The sequence below is a fragment of the Enterocloster sp. OA13 genome (genome assembly GCF_022440595.1).
Classification (GTDB): Bacteria; Bacillota; Clostridia; order Lachnospirales; family Lachnospiraceae; genus Enterocloster; species Enterocloster hominis.
Genome location: NZ_JAKNTF010000001.1, coordinates 3,031,701 through 3,054,065, shown reverse-complemented (window position 1 = coordinate 3,054,065; position 22,365 = coordinate 3,031,701). Strand labels below are relative to the sequence as shown.

Below are 22,365 nucleotides of genomic sequence, written 5' to 3'. Positions count from 1 at the left end.
CGGTAAGATGAAAAAGGATGGGATGCGCTGGTATCAGGATATGGATAAACGGTTCCGGGATCTGAAGCTTCATGAGCGGTTACGGAATCTGAAGCTGGTCCAGAAAATGGTCGGGCTTTATTTTATCATGCTTGGGGTCTGCTTCATGCTAAGTGTGGCAGCGCTTCACATCAGCTTCCGCATCTATGACAACAAGCTGTATGAGAAATCCCTCCAGGAACTGGATTTTTTTATCCAGCAGGTGAACCGGAACCTGGATGGGATTGAGAATCTGTCCTACTATATTGCAATTGACACCAAGATTCAGGAGCAGCTTTCCAAAATCAAGGAGTTGAAACATTTTACGGCTGACTATTCTTACGAGACTTACCAGCTGCGGATGCTTTTGGACAAGGAACTGATGATTTCGGATATGATTTCCAATATCCTCTATACCAATGGAAAAGACACCCGGTTTGTTGTAGGGACTGCCACGGGTGAGATTGAAGAGGGGCTTTACGCGGATGTCATGGCGCGGATACATGAGGCAAAGGGCGGATATGTCGTACAGCAGCCGACCAAGGAATACCCTTATCTCCTGACCGGCCGGGATATTCGCAAGCATATTGACGCCAGCCTGGAATATCTGGGCACCATCCTGATATCCAGCGATGTCCAGGGATTGATAGAAAAGAATATCAGCGAACTGGAGGCGGAAAGCGCGACTCTCTGCATCTATTCCCCGGAAGGCGTGATTTACGAGGAACAGGAGCATATGGCTGGGCAGCTGCCCCAGCTTACCGGTGATAAGGGCTACCGGATCATCCGGGAGGGGGGACAGAGGTATTTTCTCTGCTACGTAAAATCCTCCAAGACCGGATGGATGTATGTGAACCGTTTTTCCTATTCGGAAATCTATGGGCAGAACCAGAAACTGCGGTATCTGGTGATTGCTGCATTTCTGCTGCTCTTCCTTCTGACCGCATGGGTTTTAAGGCGTCTGGCCTACCGGCTGGTAAAACCGCTGGAACGGCTGACGGAAAGTATGGCAATTGTGGAGACAGGTGATTTCCTGGGGGCCAGGGAATTCCTGGGGACAGGTTACGGAAATGACGAAATCGGACTTCTGACCCAGGAGTTCCAGATGACCCTGGATAAGATTGACAACCTTATCCATGAAAATTATGAGAAACAGATCCTCTTAAAAGATACGGAATACCGGATGCTGCAGGCGCAGATCAATCCCCATTTCCTCTATAATACCCTTAACAGCATTAACTGGATGATCCGTGCCAAGAAGAATGAGGAGGCGGCCAGGATGACCGTGGCGCTGGGGACGATCCTCAGGGCGGCATTGAGCCGGGAGCAGTATTTTACCATGGAAGAAGAGCTTCATATGCTGGAGCAGTATATTACAATCCAGGAATACCGCTATCAGAAACGTGCGGTTTTTTCCATCGATGCAAAGGTGGGCGGGCAATATCTGATCCCGCATATGACATTGCAGCCGCTGGTGGAAAATGCCATATATCATGGCGTGGAGAAGATGCTGACTCCATGTACGATTACGGTGACGGTGCGGGAGGAGGAGGACCTTATCCGCATTACTGTCACGGATGATGGTCCTGGAATGACGCCTGAGGAGCTACGGGCCGTGCGCAAATTCACAGCCAGGCCCAAAGGCCATGGCATAGGTCTTAAGAATATTGCAGAGCGGCTGAAGATGGCCTTTGACCAGGAAGCAGGTTTCTGGATAGACAGTACCCCGGACCAGGGGACCACGGTAATCATCACCATTCCGAAAAGGGAGGCGCAGGAAGACGCATGTATAAAGTAATCTTAGTGGATGACGAGGACATTGAGAGGGAGGGGATGGCTGCAATCATTCCATGGGAATCCCTGGGACTTACCCTGGTAGATATGGCATGGAATGGCTTTGAGGGCCTGGAGAAAATCAAGGAGAAGGAGCCGGACATTGTCATCACCGACATCAAGATGCCTGTGATGGATGGGATTCAGCTGATCCGCCGGGTCAGGGAGGAGTATCCCCATATCATGTTCATTGTATTGTCCGGATACGGGGAATATGAGTATACCAGCAGGGCCATGGAACTGGGAATCCGGCATTATATTTTAAAGCCATGCGATGAAATCCGGATTGCAGAGGTGTTAAGCAAGGTGAAACAGGAACTGGCAGGAAGGCAGGAGCAGAAGAAGACAGAGCAGGAATACCGCAATGTATACCGCCTGATGCTTCCGCACGTAAAAGAGCGGATCCTGGAAAACCTGATTGAACAGGAGAAGCTTGCCAAGACGGATGAAGTACTTTTGGAAAAATTTCTGGAAAATGTACCTAAATCCTTCCTGATTGTGACAACCCGCAGCCAGAAGAATTTTGACCAACTGGATGGGTTCGTACTGATTAATATTCTGGAAGAACTGGCTGGCAATCAGAATGTATATTTAAGCGCGGCCAGGGGGAATGAAATCATCTGCCTGTTTCCGGCAACCGAAAGGGAACGTCTGCCCGGACTGTTAAAAAAGGCCCATATGGAGTACCGGAAATATAAGAAAACCATACTCTGTTCAGCAATAAGCAGGGATGGAGGAATAAATGGTACTGCCCTTTTATATGGACAGACCCAGGAACTGCTCCGACTTAATGATATTCCGCAGCAGCAGGAAATACTGACATACGACATGCGGCCGGATGCCGACGGGAGTTCCTGGATGATAGTGGATTATACCCAGATCCGCAGCGCCCAGGCTTATGATACCTTGCTGTTTGAAATCTATGCCGCATATGTGAAGATGGGGCTGAGGGGATTTTCTGGGGAACAGATGTATAAGGTATTCCAGGCAGCGCTGGAGTTCCTGTTTGGGAAAAACTGTGGGATACGATGTGAGATGCACCTTACGGAAGCTGATCCATGGCTGCTTTTGGAAAACGTGGTGGAATCATGCGCAGGACATATGCATCTGGCGTTTTCAAAGGGTAAGGAAGAAGAACGGATGCGGCAGCTTCTGTATGCCGTCTATAAGAATATCAAAAATCCGGAACTAAGCGCCCAGTACCTGGCCAGGGAAGTCCTTTATGTCAATGAGGATTATTTTGGCCGTCTTTTTTCACGCTATACCAATGAGAAGTATTCCGCATATCTTTTGCGTATCCGCATTTCGCTGGCAGAACGCCTGATTGTATTCAATCCTGAACTTAAAGTGGCGGAACTGGCTGAACAGACGGGATACCCTGTGGACGGGCAGTATTTTTCCAAAGTCTTTAAGAAACGGACGGGGATGACTCCATCCGAATACCGCAGGACGATAATGGAAAAGTCGGATTTTTACAGCAACGGAATCTGATAATTCCATTCAACCGGAAGGAACAAAACGCTATAATAAAACCATCAGAGAAACAACAGAATCCCATAAGAAAAAGGAGAAGAGCATAATGAAAAAATCTTTGAAACGTTTTGCAGCGTTGGGGCTTGCGGCAGTAATGGCAATGTCCGTTACAGGATGCGGGAGTCCTGATTCCGGAAGCAAGGCAGAGGGAAATACCGCGGCAGACAGTGCTGAGGCCGCAGGTACGGCGGCTGGCGGTGAGGCCTCAGGGCCGGTTACGATTAAGATTACCTGGTGGGGCGGTCAGGGAAGACATGATTATACCCAGAAGCTTTTAGATACCTATACAGCATCCCATCCCAATGTAACTTTTGAGACCATGCCTTCGGGCTGGGACGGCTATTTTGATAAGCTGGCCACCCAGGCAGCCTCAGGCTCCATGCCGGATATCGTCCAGATGGATTATCTTTATATTACTACCTATGCGAAAAATGATTCCCTGGCAGATCTGACCCCATACATAACAGACGGCACCATTGATGTTGCGGACATTGATGAGAACCTGCTGAATTCCGGTAAAATCAACGACAAGATGGTTGGATTGGTCCTGGCAAGTTCCTACCAGTCCTTTGGATTCAATCCGGACGTGCTGGCAGAGGCAGGACTTAAAGTGCCGGACAGCAGCTGGACCTGGGGGGACATGATTTCCATGGCGGAGACTGTAAAAGAAAAAACAGGAAAGTACGGCATGGCCAATGGACCGGTAGATGATACCAATATCTTTAACTACTGGGTAAGACAGCATGGGGAGGACCTGTTCTCCGATGATAAGAAAGCTATTGGCTATTCCGATGATGCGGTCTGCGCTGACTTCATCCAGATGTGGGCAGACCTGATGGCAAAGGGCGCTGTGCCCAATCCCGACGAATATGCGGCTATCCAGGCCCTTGGACAGGAGGCGGGCCCGGTTGTGACTGGAGACGGCGCGTCCCTGATTGAGTGGAATAACTATGCATCCAAGGTAAGCGGCGTAAACGATAAAATCCAGATGATTACCCCTCCCATGCTGGAAGGTTCAGATAACAAGGGATTATGGCTGAAGCCAGGAATGTTCTTTTCCGTGGCAGAGACCTCCAAGGTAAAAAAAGAAGCAGCCGAATTTATCAACTGGTTCGTCAATTCAGAAGAGGCCAATGATATCATCATGGCGGAACGCGGGACCCCGGTTTCCTCAGGGATACGCGACTATATGGTGAATTCCGGCAAGCTTTCCCCACAGCAGGTGGCTATGTTTGAAAACGTAAAGAAGGCGCAGGAACTGTGCGGGGAGACTCCGGACCCGGATCCGGTAGGGATGTCTGAAGTCAATGAAGCATTCAAGAACGCAGCTTACGCGGCATTCTATGGCCAGATCACGCCACAGGAGGCAGCAGCCAAATTCCGCTCGGATGCCGATGCAATCCTGTCGAGGAATAACTAGTCGGGGAATAACGGACAGAATGATGATGAGGGGGCCGCCGGATGCGGGCCCCTCTGATATTAAAGGAGAGCAGTTATGAATATGAAAAAGACGAAAGCAGTCTATAAGCGGGCGGACAATCTGGCGGGCTATGTTCTGCTGGCACCCTGGCTTCTGGGGTTCATCGGGATGTGGCTGATTCCGGCAATTATTTCCATGTACTATTCCTTCACGGATTTTAACCTGCTGAATACGCCTAAGATAATCGGCTTTGCCAATTATGCGCGGGCATTTACACAGGACGATACATTCGTGCAGGCTTTGAAGGTTACGTTCCTCTATGTGCTGGTCCTGGTGCCGCTGCGCCTGGCATTTGCCCTGTTTGTAGCCATGCTGCTGAATAAGGACCACAAGTGCCTTGGCCTTTACCGGACGATCTACTACGTCCCGTCCATTATTGGCGGAAGTATTGCTGTATCGGTTGTGTGGAAACAGATTTTCGGAAATAAAGGCGTGGTCATGACCTTGTTATCCGTATTTGGCATCCATCAGGCCACCTCCTTTCTGGGCAATCCCAAGACAGCGCTCAGCATTATCATCCTGATGGGCGTCTGGCAGTTTGGTTCATCTATGTTGATTTTCCTGTCGGCATTAAAACAGATTCCGGGAGCGCTTTATGAATCCGCGAAGGTGGATGGCGCGAAACAGGGATATATATTCTGGAAGATTACCCTGCCAATGCTGACACCGACCATCTTCTTCAACCTGATCCTGCAGATCATCAATGGTTTCCGGGTATTTACGGAAAGCTACGTCATTACGGACGGAGGTCCGTTAGACAGCACACTGTCCTATGTGCTGTATCTGTACCGCAGGGCATTTACCTTCTTTGACATGGGTTACAGCTGTGCCCTGGCGTGGATCCTGGTAGCAATCATCGCGGTATTTACGGTAATTATTTTTAAGACACAGAAGAACTGGGTCTATTATGAATCAGAGGAGGGATGATGATGGGAATGCATATGAAAAGTAAGGTTAATTCTGTGAAATTCCACGTTTGTGCATGTGTTTTGGGATTTTTTATGATTTATCCGCTTCTGTGGCTGCTGGCCAGTTCCTTTAAGAGCAACGAAACCATGTTCTTAGATACCTACTCCCTGATACCTAAGGCTTGGGATGCGGCGAAGAACTACGGGAGCGGGTTTGACGGGGTCGGCGGGGTGCCATTTTCCAGCTTCTTTTTCAACTCGCTGATTGTGACCCTCATTGGAACAGCGGGCTGCGTGGTGACTTCACTGTTTGCGGCATATGCCCTGTCCCGCATTAAGTTCCGGTTTTCCGGTTTCTGGTTTGGCTGTGTGATGCTGACCATGATGATCCCGCCCCAGGTCATGGTTGTCCCGCAGTATATCATCCTGAAAAAGCTGGGGCTTATTGACACCAGGACAGCGCTGGTCCTGCCATGGTTTTTCGGAGGCGCTTTCTTCATATTCCTGATGGTGCAGTTCTTCCGGGGAATCCCCCGGGATCTGGATGAAGCGGCACAGATTGACGGCTGCGGCCGGTTTGCCATCCTGTTCCGTATACTGATTCCTGTTGTGAAACCGGCAATCATCACCTCGTCAATCTTTGCTTTTTACTGGATTTGGCAGGACTTTTTCCAGCCGCTCATATTTATGAACAGTGCAAAGCGGTTCACAATTCCGCTGGCGCTCAACATGTATCTGGACCCAAACTCATATAACAACTACGGCGGCCTGTTCGCCATGTCGGTAATCTCGCTGCTTCCGGTAATCCTGTTCTTTATTATTTTCCAGCGGTATCTGGTGGATGGGATTGCAATGGACGGAATCAAGGGATAGTATACAGGAGAGGAGAAAAAAGATGGATCTGATTTTTCATAATACAAAGGAAGTTGGGGATTTTGTCGGCCGGGTAGAAAAATATCCGTTTCATATGGACCTGTTCAGGGGAAGTATTGTCGTGGACGCTAAGTCCTTTCTGGGTGTCCTGAATATGGGATTGAACCGGATTATAAGACTTAAGGTCTATGCAGAAGATTATGAAGATATGTATCAGGATATCAAGCAGTTCATTGTATCGCAATAAGCGGGGAAACCATGGATAAAATGAAAGACCGGACAGCGGATGTGTGGACTGAGATACAGACGGTCATCGTGGGGAATAGGGTGACCGTATTCTGGGGTAAACCGGAAGAATGGATACCGGGCTGCCGTTTCCAGGTCTATGTAGACGGCGTATTACAGCAGACCGTGGTAAAAACCCATGCAGGCTTTACTGTGCCGGAGACACAGCGGCAGTGCCATGTAAAGGTAAAGATGGTTGGGATGGAAGCGGCGGACCCGGCAGGAGTAAACCCGGCGGAAGTAAACCTGGCGGAAGCAGACCCGGCAGTTCTATGGGAACTGCCGGGGAAAGACATACAACTTGAAGCGGGAAGACGGCGCGTGGATATTACCAGAGAGCCATACCTGGCCAAGGGAGATGGGAAGACCCTGAATACCAGGGCAATCCAAAAAGCAATCGATGAATGCGGCCCGAAGGACATGGTCTATATACCCCCAGGTGTATTCATGACCGGAGCGCTCCGGCTTCATAGCAACATGATGCTATACATAGAAAAGGATGCCACACTACAGGGAACAGATATTCCAAAGGACTATCTTCCCAGAATCAGGAGCCGGTTTGAGGGTACGGAGATGGAGTGCTACAGCAGTCTTCTGAACCTGGGGGAACTTGACCGGGATGGCGGTTATAATTGCCGTAACGTGGTAATCTGCGGAGGCGGGACCATTGCCAGCGGCGGCAGGGAACTGGCGCGGCGTGTGATTGAGTCGGAACGTGAACGGCTGAAGGACTATCTTACGGAGCTGGGCGACGGGGTACGGGCGTATGAGAATTCTGACACAATACCCGGACGGGTGCGCCCGCGCCTGATTCATATGAGCAATTGCCGGAATGTGGTGTTATCCGGGCTTACGCTTAAAAATGGCGCAAGCTGGAATGTACAAATGATTTATTCGGACGCAGTTGTGACAAATGCCTGTCAGTTCCATTCAGAGGGCGTCTGGAATGGAGATGGCTGGGACCCGGATTCCTCCACGAACTGTACGGTGTTTGATTGTAATTTTTATACGGGAGATGATTCTGTTGCAATTAAATCCGGCAAAAATCCCGAAGGGAATAGAATCAACCGGCCAAGCAGACATATCCATATTTTTGACTGCCGAAGCGCCTGCGGACACGGTATTGCCATTGGAAGTGAGATTTCAGGCGGAATTGAAGACGTCTGTATCTGGGACTGCGACCTGTCTGGTTCCAGGTATGGGATTGAGATTAAGGCAACGAAAAAACGGGGCGGCTATGTGCGGGAAGTTCATGTGCGGGATTGCGTGATTCCCAGACTGATGATTCATTCCGTAGATTATAATGATGATGGAGCAGGTTCCGAAGTCCCTCCTGTTTTTGAAAATTATAGTTTTGAAAGAATCCATATCCAGGGACGTTATATGGATGGGGGAGAGGGATGGAGGAACTGTAATGCAATGGAACTGTGCGGGTTTGATGAACCTGGATATGAGTTGAAACAGATTGTGTTCCGGGAAATTACGTTGGGTAATGAGGAGGGCGGCAAAGAGGGGATAGTGATGCGGTATTGTAAGGGCGTTGTGTTTGAAGATATCGGGGCAGTTATGAAGGAACCATTGCAAAAGAACTGACCCTCTAGGGAAATACCGGCAAGTATGGATATATGGAGATAACAATATCTATTCAAATGCCCGTCCTAAAACAGAATCCGACTCATTTACATTAGGGTGCTGATGTGAATGAGATGGAAAAAACACCTTGGCTTCTGAAACTGTCATTCAGGAACCAAGGTGTTTTCCATAAGCAGATAACACGGACACTATTCGATTTAAAGATTAACAGTTATATTTTGTATCCTGGCATTGTCTGCATTGCAGACATTTTACTGATTTCTTTTCATAATTCAGAAGATTGAACATCCCCCATCGTTTAATTTCTTTAAAGACATTTAAAAGGCTTTCGCCCATATCAGTCAGGACATACTCAACATTAGGGGGCATTTCACTGATGACAATCCGTTCGATAATGCCGTCCTCCTCCATTTCTTTCAGCTGCTGCGACAATACTTTAGGGGAAATATCAGGGATATTTTTTAATATCTGTCCGAATCTTATATTGGAATGCAGCAATTCTTTTATGATCCTTAATTTCCATTTCCCGTTAATCATTCTTAGTGTGGTTTCAATAGGGCATTGTGCCTCTTCCGTATTCATGATAAGTCCCCCTCCGTTGATTGAATATTCCGATTACTTTTAGGTAATTGCTTACATTTTGGTGAATGGTTACATTAAAGTGCGTAATTGACTGAAATTGCATAATGATATATTATCAAATTACAACAAACAATTCAAGGCATTCAAACCGGTTGTATGCAAAAATATGAAGTGAATAAGGAGAAATTAAATGATGGAAGAGAATGTAAAACTGGTAGGAAAAATCGAGGAGTTACCCACTGTGGATGCATCTAATTTTATCCTGGGAGCAGAAAAGCGCATTGTTTTTGGACCGGATGGCCGGTTCTGGGACAGCCATGTCATGAGAAGCTTCCTTCTGGACCCGTTTTCAGTAGCCCCGCCAAACAGCCACCCATGGGCACATTGGGCGCTGTGCATTGGCGGAGAGGGGAAATTTGTAATCGATGGGACGGAGTATGACATTGAAAGCGGTTCATGGATGCATGTTCCTGGTGGTTTAGAGCATACATTCTGGAATACTTCCAAGACTGAGAAATTACATATCCTTTGCATTGTACCAAAAGAAGGAGATGTAAACCCATTAAATGGGCAGGGCGGATTCTGCTAATAAGTCATTTACCATATATACCCCTTCCTTTGGAGGGGGTATTGCAATATACGATGTAATGACAGGTTTGTAATTTAAAGTGAGAAAGGAATTAATAATGGCGATAAAGACATATCAGGTTTCAGTAAATCAGGTTAATGGAGTCAAAATGGAAATAGAAGCGCGGTCACATAAGATTATAGTGGATGAGCCGCTTACTGCAGGGGGTACGGATGAAGGTATGAATCCAGTGGAGATAATGCTGGGAAGCCTTGGAGCCTGCCAGGCCATTACGACCGCTATTTTTGCAAAAATGTATGGGATAAAAATTGATGGAATAAGGGTTGAAGTGGAAGGCGACAAGGATTCAGACGGGATATCAGGTGCCAATCCGAATGTACGCCCCGGTTTTCAGAACATCCGGTTCCACTATTACGTGAAGAGCAACATGCCGGAAGAAAGGATCCGTCAGCTGTTAAGCATTGCAGAAAGGAAATGCCCGGTAGGCGACTCAATCAATCATGGCGTACCATTTGACGAACCGGCATTAACCATGGTGGAGTAAAGGCTCCTGAAACTGAAATGAAGGATTGGTATACGGGGAGGAAGTCATGGATATAAAATTAGAATTTCTTATGGGGGCGGATGCAATTGTCAGTTCCCTATCTGTTAAGGCAGGTGACCAGGTGAAGGCGGGAGATGAACTTTTGCAATATGAGGCTTCAAAGGGAATCCTGCCTATCCTTGCTCCTGCAGATGGTATTGTGGAAGAGGTGCTTGTTGACCAGGGAGACCGCATCGTCCTGAATGATGTGCTTGTGAGGATGGACACAGATACCGGATGCAAGGAGACTGCGGCAGGAAATAGGAGCACGCCGGTTAAGAAATGCAGGGAGGAAAAGGCTGATTTACTTATTATTGGAGCTGGTCCGGGAGGATATGAGGCGGCCATATATGCGGCGCAGAATGGGCTTAAAGTAATCCTTGCAGAGGCCAGGACAGTAGGAGGGACCTGCCTGAATGAAGGATGTATCCCGACAAAGGCCCTCAATAAAGGAGCCAGGACGTATCAGGATATATTAAAGGCGGCTAAGATGGGAATTGAAGTACCGCACCCGCAGATTAATATGCCGCGCCTGATTGAATGGAAGGATGAGGTAAAGGAAACGCTTGTTTCAGGAATCCTCGGCCTGCTTAAGAACCATAGTGTCAAGCTTCTTGCAGGTACGGCCAGATTCCTGTCAGGGAATGAGGTAGTTGTGGAACAGGAAGAAGGTCAGGTGCATGTAAGTGCCGGCAACATCATCATTGCGACAGGCTCTAAATCCGCAGGACTCAGAATACCTGGAGTACAGCTGCCACAGGTAATGGACAGCAGGGAGGCATTGTCTTTAAAAAAACTGCCGTCATCTATCACGATTATCGGAGGAGGCGTCATTGGTATGGAGTTTGCGTTCATATATCACAGCCTTGGCGTCAGCGTACAGGTTATCGAGTATCTGGAGGGCATACTCCCAATGGTTGATAAAGACATCTCAGACAGGCTGCGGTTAATTGCAGAACGTAAAGGTATCCTAATCCAGACAGGTGCCAGGGTCAGCCGGATTGAGAACGGATTAAATCAGGAAGCGGTTGTCATTTACGAAAAAGACGGAAAAGAAGCATTTGCAGTAAGCGAGAAGGTTTTAATGGCTGTTGGACGCGTGCCGGATTATGAAACCCTTAATATTGAAGCCGCCAACATAGAAACCAGAAGGGACAGACGGGGTATCCAGGTGGATGGGCACATGCAGACCAACAGGCCTGGTATATATGCTATCGGTGACGTGAACAATATCCTCCAGTTAGCCCACGCGGCTTCACATCAGGGGATGGCGGCCGTACGTCATATACTGAAAATGGATGGCGGGGAGAAACAGGATATTGTACCTAATGTTATTTTTACCATGCCTGAGATTGCTTCTGTAGGAAAAACGGAAATGGATTGCCAGAAGGATGGAATATCCTATGAGGTCTATAAGTTCCCATTCTCCGGAAATGGAAAGGCTCTGATTATGGGAGATACAGATGGGTTTGTCAAGCTGGTTAAAGACCGTGTTACAGACGAAATAATCGGCGGCTCCATCATAGGACCCGATGCTTCTACCCTTATAAATTCCATAACAGAACTTGTACAGTTCCACATCAGGCAAAGGGATGCGTCTGAAGTGATTTTCCCTCATCCCACAACAGGAGAAGCCATATCCGAAAGCATCCTTGGCCTAGGGATAGGGGCGCTGCATTCCGTCAACAAAAAAGAGGAGCATATAATCCATGCGGTTGATTGACAATACATCCGTAAATCCATATTTTAATATGGCAGCAGAAGAGTACCTTCTCAATACCAGCAAGGATGATGTGTTCATGTTATGGCAGAATGCTCCCTGCGTAGTCATCGGAAAAAACCAAAATGCATTGTCTGAAATTGATTCAGATGTTCTCAGACAGGAAAATGTGGGACTGGTCCGCAGGTTAACCGGAGGGGGAGCTGTTTATCATGATCTGGGCAATTTAAACTACTCCCTCTTTTTACATCACACTGACAGGAACTATGATTTTTCCCAATTCAGCAGAATCGTGGCTGACTGCTTAGGGCGGATGGGGCTAAAGGCAGAATATTCAGGAAGGAACGACCTGCTGCTGGACGGATGCAAGATTTCAGGCTGTTCCCAATTATTACATAACGGCCGTTTGCTGCATCATGGAACATTATTGATATCCTCGGATCTTACCGCACTGAGCAGGGTACTGAGGCCATCTGCTGAAAAATATACGGGAAGGGCCATACGTTCAGTTGCCAGCCGTGTCTGCAATGTAAATGACCATCTCAGAGTAAAGGTAACCGCAGCCCAGATGAAAGACAGGTTGTTCCGGTCAATGGACATAAATCCGGCGGATACTTTCTCTGAAGAAGAACTTAAGGAGATAGGGCGCCTGCAACATGAAAAATACTCCACATGGAAGTGGAATTATGGTGATTTTCCAAGATATGATTTTGCGAATCAGGCAAAATTTGCATCAGGGCTGGTCCATGTTACATTTTCCACAAAACATGGTTATATGGAATGTTTAAAGTTTTCCGGGGATTTTTTTGGTAACAGGGATATCCGGGAGTTAGAACTGCTGCTCAGGGGAAAGCGCCATCAGGAAAACAGTCTTATGGAAGCATTAAATAGTATAGATATGGAAGATTATATACACGGTGTTTCGGCCAAAGAAATTATCGGGCTATTATTTTAATACATGAAAGGTTTAAAACTATCATTATGGACTGTGGAGGGAACTATATATGAAAATATTTAAGAATATCCAAAAGATACCAGGCGGGCTTATGATTGTCCCGCTCTTTCTGGGAGTGCTGATGAACACCTTCATTCCACAGATATTACAGGTGGGCGGCCTGACGACGGCTATGTTTTCTTCGGCAGGAACCAACACTACGATTGCGATAACATTATTCTGTGTGGGAGCCCAGATTGACTTCAGGCAGGCGGGCGAGGTACTGAAACGGGGAACCGTATTGATGTTATCCAAATTCCTGGCCGGAGCTGTCCTGGGTGTAGGAATTGCACATCTGTGCGGCATGAGCGGTATTATGGGAATCTCAGCCATTGCTATTGTTGCAGCAGTAACAAACTCCAATGCCGGACTGTACATGTCACTGACCAGTATCTACGGCGATGAGAAGGATTTAGGCGCTCAGTCCGTGCTGTCCATTAATGACGGGCCTTTTCTGACCATGCTGGTATTTGGGGCGACCGGTCTGGCTGATGTACCGGTTATGGCACTGCTGGCCGCAATCGGACCGGTCCTGGTGGGGATGATTTTGGGCAATTTGGATAGGGATATAGCAAAATTCCTTCAAAATGGCCCCACCTTCATGATTCCGTTTTTCTCATTCTGCCTGGGGGCGGGAATTTCCATTAAGACATTGGCTACAGGAGGGCTTCCGGGAATCATGCTGGGGGTTTTAAGCGCCGGTGTTTCTGGGCTGTTCTGTATCCTGGGTGATAAATTCATTAACCGGAGACCAGGCTATGCTGGCGCAGCTATTGCAAGTACGGCGGGCAATGCAGCTGCAACGCCTGCCATGTTTGCGGCAGCTGTTCCGGAGATGGCGCCTTATGTGGAAAGCGCAACGGCACAGTGCGCATGTGCGGTTATTGTGACTTTGATATTGATACCGCTCATGACCAACTGGGCAGTAAAAAAATGGGGCAGTGCCGCAGAATTTGAGGAGAGGAAGGCTGCCAAAACCATCGGAAGGGCAGTGGAAGAGATTTGAATAATGATCCTGCAGCAGGCTGGAAGTATTTATATTACTTCCAGCCTGTTTTTGTATGCCAGAATCGTATTTTAATAATTACGAATAAAAAAATATAAAAACAGTTGACAAAACTATACAATTTGCTATAATGGAATCGGGCGAACAACTAAACAACCAATCATTTAATTAAAATAAGGAGGGTACATATGAAAATTGTCAGTGTTGACTGTATGATAATAGACAGCGGCAACCCATGCAAGGGAAGGAACACCTGGAATCCGGTCATCATCAGAATCAATACGGATGAAGGAATCTCCGGCTTTGGCGAGGTCGGTGTGGCTTACGGAAAAGGATTCCGTGCCGGATTTGGCATGATACAGGATTTTGCAGAGGTCATACTGGGCGAAGATCCCATGAACAGTGAGAAGATATGGGAGAAAATTTACCGGACCACATTCTGGGGGCTTGGGGGAGGAACCATTGTCAGCGCTGGTATGAGTGCAATTGACATTGCCTTATGGGATATTAAGGGAAAGGCCTTCGGTGTGCCTGTATATAAACTGCTTGGCGGAAAGACCAATGACAGATTAAGGGTCTATGCGAGCCAGATACAATTTGGATGGGGAACGGACCGGGTTGTACCGGACCGGGATTTAATGATCCGTCCCGAGGATTACGCGGCTGTTACAAGAAAAGTCATGGAAGAGGGTTATACCTGTGTGAAGGTGGATCCCATTGCCCTAAGCAGGCAGGAACCGGATGGAAAAGGCGAATGGAGGACCAGGGGAGTACTGTCTGAGCGGGAACTTAGCACTGCGTACGACAGGGTTGCGGCCATAAGGGAGGCCGGCGGGCCGGATATGGACATCATCATCGAACTGCATTCCTATACAGATACGACTACCTCCATCCAGTTAGGGCAGCGGCTGGAAAAGCTGAACATTTTTTATTACGAGGAACCCGTCCACCCCATGAATCCCCAGAACATGCTGGAAGTACATAAGAAATTGAATATCCCCATTGCCAGCGGGGAGCGGATTTACGGACGGACAGGCTTCAGGGAGTTCCTTGAGGACCGCTCGCTGCAGATTGTACAGCCGGATATCTGCCTGTGCGGGGGTATTACGGAAGCAAAGAAAATCTGTGATATGGCAAACACCTATGACTGTGCTGCACAGATCCATGTGTGCGGCAGTCCTATTTCCAAGGCGGCAGCCCTTCAGATTGAGGCGGTCCTGCCTAACTTCATCATTCACGAGCATCATGGGTGGGCACTGCATCCGGATTGCAGAAGCACCTGTTTATATGACTATCAGCCAGTGGACGGATATTATGATATCCCGGAACGTCCGGGGATTGGTCAGGAATTAAAACCTGAAGTCATCAAAACAGCGCAGATGGTTACTGTCAAGTAAAATGGATTGGAAAAGGAGAAGAGCATGAAAAGAGGAATAAAGACATTATTGGCGATGGGGATGGTTCTTTCATTGTTAGCAGGCTGTGGGGGACAGGACAAGGCAGGAGCGGACAGCGGACAGCCGGTCCAGGATAACAAAGGCAGCAGCAAAACAGCCAGCGGGGACAATGGTGATGAATATACTGGAATCAGCGCAATAGAAGCCTGTGAATGGGCAGCTGACAAGTATCCGGACGCAAAGGTGATCCGTTATACCAATAACACATCCAGCAATACATTTGACACAAACGGCGGGGCGATTCCTGCAATGGTCCTCCACCTGGCAAAAGAACTGCCCTTAAGGACCGATGGGAGATACCGATTGGAATTATATGCAGACGGTACGCTGGCCAAAACGGTTGATGATATTGTATCCGGGTTAAAGAGCGGGGCTTTTGAGATGAACTGCCTGTCAATTGGAAATTTTGGCGATTACACCAATGCATTTTCCGAAATGAATATACCATTCTTTTTCAGCAATGAGGAACAGGTCAGGGGTATCCTTGAGGCAGGCCTGAAACAGGATATGTGCAGCCGTGCAGAAAGCGACATAGAGGGAGTGATATTTAAGGGAATAGCACCCTTTGGATTCCGGCAGATGACAAATAATAAGAAAGAAATTGTTGCGCCCTCTGATTTAAAGGGTTTAAAGATGCGTATACTGACCGACCCGCTTCAGGTTGCTGCGTTTGAGACCATGGGAGCCTCTGTTACTAACGTTACTTACAGTGAACTGTACACGGCCCTGCAGCAGGGAGTCGTAGATGGTGAAGAAAATCCGTACCAGAACCTGTATGTGGATAAGTTATGCGAAGTACAGAAATATTGTACTGAAACAAACCATCTGTTCCAGATGTCAGTACAGGTAATCAGCAAGAACTTCTGGGACGGGCTGACACCGGAGGACCAGGAAATATTTGGGACACTGATTGCAGAAGCAGAAGAAAAGGGATATGAGCGGGTAAATGAATTAAACCAGTTCTATAAGGATGAATGTGAAAAGACGGGAATGCAGGTAAGGATCCTAACGGATGAGGAATTGGCTGCTTTTAATACGATGATGGAAGAAAGCGTCCATGAAAAGGCGGTTGCCATCATGGGACAGGACCGCTGGGATAAGCTGAATCAGTATCTGTCGGACCAGGCAGCTAAGTAAGCCAAGGGAAGGATAACTAATACGGACATATGAAAGGAGCGGGGGGATTGAAGACACAGAAAGATATAAAATACTATCTGTCCCATTTTGAGGAATATATAGCGGCAATCCTGTTTGGGTTCACCGGGATACTTTTGGCAATCCAGGTGTTCAGCCGGTATGTTTTGAATCATTCATTTGCATGGACGGAAGAACTTGCCACATTATTATTTGTTCCTATGATTTACTGCGGTATAGCGGCAGCTGTCACCAACAGGAAACATGTATCAATTGAAATTGTCCAGCAGTTCGTGCCATACAAGATAAAAAAGGCATTAATGATAACCAGCCAGATCATATTCCTGTTTTTCTGTATTTACATACAAAGACCTTTGTATAAGGTAATTGAGGCCCTGGGGGACAGTGAGACTTCATTGCTCAGGATACCTAAGAAAATCATATATTTGTGGATACCAATCCTTTTAATCCTTACCGGTATCCGCATCATACAGGATATCATACGTTTATGGAATGAAAATGAAACCAATCTGGGATATTCCAAGCCTGCAATTGACCTGGATTCCTGTGAGAAAGAGGCGCTGGAAGCCAAAGAAAGGGGGGAATTATAGTATGGAATTGACAACTATGTTCATTGTGATGTTTGCAATGTTTTTCATCGGTGTACCAATCGGCGTCTGCCTGTTGCTTCCCATCTTCCTGCTGATTGCGATGAACGGAATTACGACACAGGAATTCATAGCGTCCATTATGTATACAGGAGTCGCCAGCTATACCATGATAGCGCTTCCTTTCTTCATACTGGCTGGAAACCTGATGAATGCCGGCGGCCTGTCAAAACGTCTGGTGGCCATTGCCAACAGTCTGATTGGCAGGATTACAGGAAGCCTGGGCATGGTAGCGATTCTTGCATGTATGTTCTTTGGGGCGGTATCCGGTTCTGCTCCTGCGACAGTGGCGGCTATCGGCGGGATCATGCTTCCGGAGATGGTCCGCCATGGATATAACAAGTACTATGCAGTTGCGCTTATTACAGTTGCCGGCTCATTGGGCGTTATTGTGCCGCCCAGCTTTCCCATGGTGGTGTACGGGGTGACAATGGGGGTTTCCATTGGCGATTTATTCATGGCAGGATTAGGACCGTCCCTGTTGGTTGGGCTTATTCTTATGTTAATCAACTACTTCTATTGTAAGAAGCACCATATTGTAGGAAAGAGGAAATTCACTGTAAAAGAACTGCTGTTTTCCATGAAGGACGGCTGGCCTGCGCTTTTCATGCCGGTTATTATACTGGGCGGTATCTATGGCGGGATTTTTACAGTAACGGAGGCATCCGTCGTTGCCTGTGTGTTCGGTGTGGTGGTTGGCTGCTTTTATTATAAGGAACTGAAACTGAAGGAGATTTTCAACCAGCTGAAATCGACCAGCACCTTTGTTGGCGGGACCTTGCTTACCCTGGCGCCTGCCGCCGCCCTGGGGCAGATATTTGCCTATATGGGTGTAACCCGCTCCATTACGAGATTTTTTACCAACACGGTAGACAGCAAGGTGGTTGTCATCCTATTGGTATTCCTGATTCTGTTCATAGCGGGAATGTTTGTCCAGACCACGCCTATGATTGTTATCTTAGGACCCATTTTATTAAATGTGCTTCAGCCCTATGGAATTGACCCCATACAGTTCGGTATCATCATGGTGTTGGCTTTATCCATTGCCTTTTGTACACCGCCCTTGGCCACCAACCTGTTTGTGTCCTCTTCCATGACGGGGATACCCATGGAACGGATAGTCAAGCCGATGATCCCATTCGTGATTGGACTGGCCATTGTTTTATTTGTTGTAGCGTTTGTACCGGCGGTGATTTACCTGCCGCTCAGGTTATTTGGTGGATGATAAGGAGGAAATTAAAATGAAGATTACAAAGATTGACGTAATGCTGTTACATTCCAGTAAGGAGATGAAGGAGGTAGAACCAGGAGCACCGGCAGATTGGAATAATATTGCGTGGAGACCGGTTGTCTGCCGGATTTACACAGATGAGGGAATCTATGGGGATGGCGAAGCGGCTATGGCATACGGCTCTGCTGCTCCGGGCGCTTTTGGTATGGTAAAGGAACTGGCCGGTATGATCATAGGGGCCGACCCCATGAAAACAGAACCCATCTGGGAGAAAATCTACAAGCAGACATTCTGGGGACAGAACGGCGGACCGGTATTCTTTGCAGGGTTATCCGCATTGGACATGGCCTTGTGGGATATTAAAGGAAAGGCGCTTAATGTTCCCCTCCATGTCCTGCTTGGCGGCAAGTTCCGCGATAAACTGCGTACCTATGCAAGCCAGCTGCAATTCGGCTGGGGGGATTCCCTGAATCCGGCTTTAAGTGCGCAGGATTACGCTGATAATGCCTTAAAAGCAGTAGAGGAAGGATATGACGCGGTAAAAATAGACTTCTTCACATTCGACAGGGCAGGAAAGACCTTTTCAGAGGAACAGCGTACAGGTTTATTAAAACCGGAATATATGGATTTGGTTGAAGAACGTGTGAAGGCAGTGCGTGAGGCAATTGGTCCGAATGTTGACATCATCATGGAAAACCATTCCTTCCTGGATGCGCAGTCAGCGGTGCAGATTGCCAGAAGGGTGGAGCAGTATAACATATTCTGCTACGAAGAGCCGAATACACCGACACCCAAGACAGCCCGGTTCATTGCGGACAGAATCAATATACCGGTTGCCAGCGGCGAAAGGATTTACACGAGATGGCAGTATGCGCCATATTTTGAGGACCAGACAATCCAGATGATCCAGCCGGATATCGGTACCTGCGGAGGTATCACGGAAATCAAGAAGATTTGTGACATGGCCCATACGTATGATATTGGAGTCCAGGTACATACCTGCGCCAGCCCCTTATGTACGGCAGCAGCCCTCCATGTGGAAGCATGTATCCCCAACTTTGTGATTCATGAGCATCATGTATATAATCTGCAGAAATTTAATAAGGACTTGTGTATTTATGATTACCAGCCGGTTAATGGAGAATATGGGATTCCCTCCCTGCCCGGACTTGGAAATGAATTATCAGAATACGCCCTGACCCATTGTGATAAGGTAGAAGTAAAATAATGACATGAAAGCGCAGAAAGCCTTAGTGCTTTCCGCGCTTTTTGTAAAAGCCGTGGAATGCCTTGCCAGTTATAGGAAAAAACGGTATAATCCTTATAGCTGGATTAATCCATTTAAAATAGAGAAAATTGGGAAGTGATGATATGAGTGCTTTTGAAGAGGGTATGAAAGTAAAGAGGATGCCTGTAAATGAACAGGTTTTTGAGAACATGAAGGAGGCCATCAAGAACGGCAGGTGGAAGGCCGGAGAAAAAATTCCGTCTGAAATTGAACTTTCCTCCATGTTTGATGTAAACCGTCTGACGGTACGGACTGCCATGCAGAGGCTGATTGGGATGGGGCTATTAGAGACACGGGTCGGGGATGGTACGTACGTAAAAGAATTTTCATTTGGAAGTTATCTTGAAAGGGCCAGCGAATTCTATCTGGGGCCGGAGCTGCTTGATAAGGTCTGCGAATTCCGGTATGCCATTGAGATTGAGGCTTCCAGACTGGCGGTCATTCATGCCACGGAGCAGGATATAAGGATATTGGAGGATGCCTGCGAAAAATTTGAAAATTTAAAACGGGATTACTTAGAGCAGCCATCGGAAGATACATTTAAGGAGATAGTAAAAGCAGATACGGATTTCCACAAGAAGATCTGCGAGGCTTCCCATAATGACCTATTTGTCTATGCATTCCTGATGTTCCAGGAGTTACTGAACCAATATATCCATATTGTCCTGCAGGAGCGTCTTGAATATTGGAAGAAGCGGAAAAAGAAGGGCGAACCATGGAGCGATTTACACCGTGTCATTTGTATGGCAATCAGGAACCATGATTTTGACGCCTGTAAAAGGGCATATACAGATGTGATTGATTATAAGATAGATTTGGAAAAATAGAAAAAGTACGTATATATTAAAGAACCCAGGTAAAGCCGGAATTGCTTTTCGCTGGGTTCTTTTATTGCTATATTATGCAACAGTGTAAATCCTTACCTCGGGTTCAGCGCTCCAAAGCGGTTTCAGACCGACAAACACATCGTTCTGGAACATTTCACTGGTCAGATAAGCCTGCGCATGTTCCACGCTGTCGAATCCGTGCAGTACCTGTACATCATCGTGGCGGATTAACAAATCTTTGCTGAGGGCGCCCGGGATTGTATTGAGAAACGGTGTACGGTAATCTGTGTACACTTTAGCGGCTGCGGGGCGGTTCGTGTCATCGATTTTCATGGTGATTTCAAGATAAGCATTGATCTTCATTTTGTTGACCTCCTGTTATTCAGATATCAATTGTTTTAAGTTGTAATATGATTATAGAAGGCGAAAATGAAAATGTGAATATATCGGTAAATTAATAAGTGACTAATAAATTACATAGTAACTTGCAGATGTACAGTGCTTCTTCTATAATGGAAAAAGATATTCATATTATAAATAGAATTGAGAGTGGGGGTTGGAAAATGTATAAACCAAAGTTAAAAAAAGATATCCGGTGCCCTTTAGAATATGGGCTTGATATTTTCGGAGGAAAATGGAAATCACGTATCATCTGTGTGCTGGCAGAGAAGAATGTGCTGCGGTACACGGAACTTCGCAGGGAGATGACGGATATTACGGATGCGGTCCTTGCAGCTGCTTTAAAGGAAATGATAGAAGATGGTATTGTACTGCGCAGGCAGTATGACGAAATTCCGCCGCGTGTTGAATACTGCCTGACAGAGAAGGGGAGTTCAGTCGTCCCCATATTGAAGAGCATCTGCCTCTGGTCCGGGGCCTATCATCGGGAGGGCAGTGAAAATACACTATCCCAATGCCAGAAATGTGACTACCATGCAGGGATGAAGTGACTGGTAAAATCAAGTGACGGAAAGCATGTTATAAAGCTTCAGCAGCCGGATATCGTCTTTGGAGACCTTCAACAGCCGGACTAAATCAGCATCCTCCTTCAACCGGTTTTTTGAGAACAGCATCTTGATGGCAATCGGCATCATGGGGCGGGAAGAAAAGCCATTGAATAAGCCCCATTTAGTGTCTGAATCCAGATAGGATGCCAGTATCTGGACGCTGGCTTTTTCCATCGGCGTATCCTGGTTGGTCAGTGAAATATACGTCATGGCATCGTAGTGCTCAATATAGCCCCAATATGTATTTTCACAGTTCTGATAATTCTTGAAATCTTTGAAGTTCATATACATCATGATCTTGTATTGCCCTTCCTCTGTTTCTGACAGGACATCAAATACACAGCCGACAATATGGTTGCTTCTGCCATCGTATAGATAGGAGTAGATTTGTGATACCCCATTAAAAAATGCAGGACTGCTGTTCTTTGAAGATATGGCAGTGCGTTTTGGGGAACAATACAGCAGCTGTTCCACATGGACCTGAATGGCATCCGCGATTTCATAGAGGGTTTCGATATCCACGGCAATCTCACCTTTTTCATATTTTGAAATAGTGGACTTGCTTTTATGGATTGCATTTGACAAATCATCCAAAGTCATTTTCCTTTTTTTGCGTATCAGGCGTATCTGGTTCCCAATCTGTGCGCTGACTTCTGACATACTCATTTACCTCCTGAAAGTATCGTACAAATCAACATTATTTCGAATTTTTTCTTTTTTTTCGATGTTATCCATAATTCTATCATATAGAACTAT

General features: G+C 46.9%; 22 protein-coding genes. 19 read left to right on the top strand and 3 right to left on the bottom strand.

The genetic code is table 11. The features are described 5' to 3' along the window. Positions 1 to 7: 7 nt before the first annotated feature. From MCJ35_RS13515 to MCJ35_RS13485, 7 genes are all read left to right on the top strand, one after another. A complete protein-coding gene (locus tag MCJ35_RS13515; RefSeq protein ID WP_025486758.1) occupies positions 8 to 1,816 on the top strand; it encodes a sensor histidine kinase in 1,809 nt (602 codons plus the stop codon). Next, a complete protein-coding gene (locus MCJ35_RS13510; RefSeq protein ID WP_025486759.1) occupies positions 1,804 to 3,342 on the top strand; it encodes a response regulator transcription factor in 1,539 nt (512 codons plus the stop codon). Before MCJ35_RS13515 ends, MCJ35_RS13510 begins: the two co-directional genes overlap by 13 nt. Positions 3,343 to 3,430: 88 nt before the next feature. After that, complete coding sequence (locus MCJ35_RS13505; RefSeq protein ID WP_025486760.1) at positions 3,431 to 4,804, top strand: ABC transporter substrate-binding protein; 1,374 nt, start codon at positions 3,431 to 3,433, stop codon at positions 4,802 to 4,804. 75 nt (positions 4,805 to 4,879) lie between these two features. After that, the gene (locus MCJ35_RS13500) at positions 4,880 to 5,791 is read left to right on the top strand and encodes a carbohydrate ABC transporter permease (RefSeq protein ID WP_081739259.1); all 912 of its coding nucleotides are present in this window, start codon (positions 4,880 to 4,882) and stop codon (positions 5,789 to 5,791) included. A 74-nt stretch (positions 5,792 to 5,865) separates the two neighbouring features. Beyond that, entirely contained in the window at positions 5,866 to 6,645 is a 780-nt protein-coding gene (locus MCJ35_RS13495) for a carbohydrate ABC transporter permease (RefSeq protein WP_227807925.1), read from the top strand. Between the two features lie 22 nt (positions 6,646 to 6,667). After that, a complete protein-coding gene (locus tag MCJ35_RS13490; RefSeq protein WP_025486763.1) occupies positions 6,668 to 6,892 on the top strand; it encodes a hypothetical protein in 225 nt (74 codons plus the stop codon). 11 nt (positions 6,893 to 6,903) lie between these two features. Continuing rightward, positions 6,904 to 8,523 (top strand): glycoside hydrolase family 28 protein, encoded by a 1,620-nt coding sequence (locus MCJ35_RS13485; protein ID WP_240299524.1) that lies wholly within the window; start codon positions 6,904 to 6,906, stop codon positions 8,521 to 8,523. 204 nt (positions 8,524 to 8,727) lie between these two features. On the opposite strand, the gene MCJ35_RS13480 is transcribed toward MCJ35_RS13485, so the two are convergent. Then, entirely contained in the window at positions 8,728 to 9,105 is a 378-nt protein-coding gene (locus MCJ35_RS13480) for a winged helix-turn-helix transcriptional regulator (RefSeq protein WP_025486764.1), read from the bottom strand. Positions 9,106 to 9,295: 190 nt separating this feature from the next. Here MCJ35_RS13480 and MCJ35_RS13475 point away from each other — a divergent pair, with 190 nt between their 5' ends. From MCJ35_RS13475 to MCJ35_RS13425, 11 genes are all read left to right on the top strand, one after another. Beyond that, positions 9,296 to 9,694, top strand: coding sequence for a cupin domain-containing protein (locus MCJ35_RS13475; protein ID WP_025486765.1), 399 nt, complete (start codon positions 9,296 to 9,298; stop codon positions 9,692 to 9,694). A gap of 148 nt (positions 9,695 to 9,842) precedes the next feature. Beyond that, positions 9,843 to 10,238: an OsmC family protein gene (locus MCJ35_RS13470; protein WP_162158554.1), complete on the top strand. Its 396-nt coding sequence runs from the start codon at positions 9,843 to 9,845 to the stop codon at positions 10,236 to 10,238. Between the two features lie 46 nt (positions 10,239 to 10,284). Beyond that, positions 10,285 to 12,000 (top strand): dihydrolipoyl dehydrogenase, encoded by a 1,716-nt coding sequence (gene lpdA / locus MCJ35_RS13465; protein ID WP_025486767.1) that lies wholly within the window; start codon positions 10,285 to 10,287, stop codon positions 11,998 to 12,000. Continuing rightward, positions 11,987 to 12,952, top strand: coding sequence for a lipoate--protein ligase (lplA, locus tag MCJ35_RS13460; RefSeq protein WP_025486768.1), 966 nt, complete (start codon positions 11,987 to 11,989; stop codon positions 12,950 to 12,952). Before lpdA ends, lplA begins: the two co-directional genes overlap by 14 nt. A 49-nt stretch (positions 12,953 to 13,001) precedes the next feature. Next, the gene (locus tag MCJ35_RS13455; protein WP_025486769.1) at positions 13,002 to 13,997 is read left to right on the top strand and encodes a 2-keto-3-deoxygluconate permease; all 996 of its coding nucleotides are present in this window, start codon (positions 13,002 to 13,004) and stop codon (positions 13,995 to 13,997) included. Positions 13,998 to 14,185: 188 nt separating this feature from the next. Further along, positions 14,186 to 15,394: a mandelate racemase/muconate lactonizing enzyme family protein gene (locus MCJ35_RS13450; protein WP_227807929.1), complete on the top strand. Its 1,209-nt coding sequence runs from the start codon at positions 14,186 to 14,188 to the stop codon at positions 15,392 to 15,394. 24 nt (positions 15,395 to 15,418) lie between these two features. Beyond that, entirely contained in the window at positions 15,419 to 16,591 is a 1,173-nt protein-coding gene (locus MCJ35_RS13445) for a TRAP transporter substrate-binding protein (protein WP_227807930.1), read from the top strand. Between the two features lie 47 nt (positions 16,592 to 16,638). Further along, positions 16,639 to 17,199 carry a TRAP transporter small permease gene (locus tag MCJ35_RS13440; RefSeq protein ID WP_025486772.1) on the top strand — a complete coding sequence of 187 codons (561 nt, stop codon included), beginning with the start codon at positions 16,639 to 16,641 and terminating at the stop codon, positions 17,197 to 17,199. Between the two features lies 1 nt (position 17,200). Continuing rightward, positions 17,201 to 18,481, top strand: a complete 1,281-nt coding sequence (locus MCJ35_RS13435) for a TRAP transporter large permease (RefSeq protein ID WP_025486773.1) — start codon at positions 17,201 to 17,203, stop codon at positions 18,479 to 18,481. A 16-nt stretch (positions 18,482 to 18,497) separates the two neighbouring features. Next, positions 18,498 to 19,715, top strand: coding sequence for a mandelate racemase/muconate lactonizing enzyme family protein (locus MCJ35_RS13430; protein ID WP_025486774.1), 1,218 nt, complete (start codon positions 18,498 to 18,500; stop codon positions 19,713 to 19,715). A gap of 143 nt (positions 19,716 to 19,858) precedes the next feature. Beyond that, positions 19,859 to 20,602, top strand: coding sequence for a FadR/GntR family transcriptional regulator (locus MCJ35_RS13425; RefSeq protein ID WP_025486775.1), 744 nt, complete (start codon positions 19,859 to 19,861; stop codon positions 20,600 to 20,602). A gap of 72 nt (positions 20,603 to 20,674) precedes the next feature. On the opposite strand, the gene MCJ35_RS13420 is transcribed toward MCJ35_RS13425, so the two are convergent. Continuing rightward, complete coding sequence (locus MCJ35_RS13420) at positions 20,675 to 20,965, bottom strand: hypothetical protein (protein ID WP_025486776.1); 291 nt, start codon at positions 20,963 to 20,965, stop codon at positions 20,675 to 20,677. Between the two features lie 200 nt (positions 20,966 to 21,165). Here MCJ35_RS13420 and MCJ35_RS13415 point away from each other — a divergent pair, with 200 nt between their 5' ends. Next, on the top strand, positions 21,166 to 21,552 hold the full coding sequence (locus tag MCJ35_RS13415) for a winged helix-turn-helix transcriptional regulator (protein WP_025486777.1): 387 nt from the start codon (positions 21,166 to 21,168) through the stop codon (positions 21,550 to 21,552). Between the two features lie 9 nt (positions 21,553 to 21,561). On the opposite strand, the gene MCJ35_RS13410 is transcribed toward MCJ35_RS13415, so the two are convergent. After that, on the bottom strand, positions 21,562 to 22,269 hold the full coding sequence (locus MCJ35_RS13410; protein WP_025486778.1) for a helix-turn-helix domain-containing protein: 708 nt from the start codon (positions 22,267 to 22,269) through the stop codon (positions 21,562 to 21,564). Positions 22,270 to 22,365 lie beyond the last annotated feature (96 nt).

Bases quoted from the DNA above. Each gene is read 5' to 3' on its own strand.
- MCJ35_RS13515 (WP_025486758.1), top strand. From the start codon at position 8: ATGAAAAAGGATGGGATGCGCTGGTATCAGGATATGGATAAACGGTTC.
- MCJ35_RS13510 (WP_025486759.1), top strand. From the start codon at position 1,804: ATGTATAAAGTAATCTTAGTGGATGACGAGGACATTGAGAGGGAGGGG.
- MCJ35_RS13505 (WP_025486760.1), top strand. From the start codon at position 3,431: ATGAAAAAATCTTTGAAACGTTTTGCAGCGTTGGGGCTTGCGGCAGTA.
- MCJ35_RS13500 (WP_081739259.1), top strand. From the start codon at position 4,880: ATGAATATGAAAAAGACGAAAGCAGTCTATAAGCGGGCGGACAATCTG.
- MCJ35_RS13495 (WP_227807925.1), top strand. From the start codon at position 5,866: ATGATTTATCCGCTTCTGTGGCTGCTGGCCAGTTCCTTTAAGAGCAAC.
- MCJ35_RS13490 (WP_025486763.1), top strand. From the start codon at position 6,668: ATGGATCTGATTTTTCATAATACAAAGGAAGTTGGGGATTTTGTCGGC.
- MCJ35_RS13485 (WP_240299524.1), top strand. From the start codon at position 6,904: ATGGATAAAATGAAAGACCGGACAGCGGATGTGTGGACTGAGATACAG.
- MCJ35_RS13480 (WP_025486764.1), bottom strand. From the start codon at position 9,105: ATGAATACGGAAGAGGCACAATGCCCTATTGAAACCACACTAAGAATG.
- MCJ35_RS13475 (WP_025486765.1), top strand. From the start codon at position 9,296: ATGATGGAAGAGAATGTAAAACTGGTAGGAAAAATCGAGGAGTTACCC.
- MCJ35_RS13470 (WP_162158554.1), top strand. From the start codon at position 9,843: ATGGAAATAGAAGCGCGGTCACATAAGATTATAGTGGATGAGCCGCTT.
- lpdA (WP_025486767.1), top strand. From the start codon at position 10,285: ATGGATATAAAATTAGAATTTCTTATGGGGGCGGATGCAATTGTCAGT.
- lplA (WP_025486768.1), top strand. From the start codon at position 11,987: ATGCGGTTGATTGACAATACATCCGTAAATCCATATTTTAATATGGCA.
- MCJ35_RS13455 (WP_025486769.1), top strand. From the start codon at position 13,002: ATGAAAATATTTAAGAATATCCAAAAGATACCAGGCGGGCTTATGATT.
- MCJ35_RS13450 (WP_227807929.1), top strand. From the start codon at position 14,186: ATGAAAATTGTCAGTGTTGACTGTATGATAATAGACAGCGGCAACCCA.
- MCJ35_RS13445 (WP_227807930.1), top strand. From the start codon at position 15,419: ATGAAAAGAGGAATAAAGACATTATTGGCGATGGGGATGGTTCTTTCA.
- MCJ35_RS13435 (WP_025486773.1), top strand. From the start codon at position 17,201: ATGGAATTGACAACTATGTTCATTGTGATGTTTGCAATGTTTTTCATC.
- MCJ35_RS13430 (WP_025486774.1), top strand. From the start codon at position 18,498: ATGAAGATTACAAAGATTGACGTAATGCTGTTACATTCCAGTAAGGAG.
- MCJ35_RS13425 (WP_025486775.1), top strand. From the start codon at position 19,859: ATGAGTGCTTTTGAAGAGGGTATGAAAGTAAAGAGGATGCCTGTAAAT.
- MCJ35_RS13420 (WP_025486776.1), bottom strand. From the start codon at position 20,965: ATGAAGATCAATGCTTATCTTGAAATCACCATGAAAATCGATGACACG.
- MCJ35_RS13415 (WP_025486777.1), top strand. From the start codon at position 21,166: ATGTATAAACCAAAGTTAAAAAAAGATATCCGGTGCCCTTTAGAATAT.
- MCJ35_RS13410 (WP_025486778.1), bottom strand. From the start codon at position 22,269: ATGTCAGAAGTCAGCGCACAGATTGGGAACCAGATACGCCTGATACGC.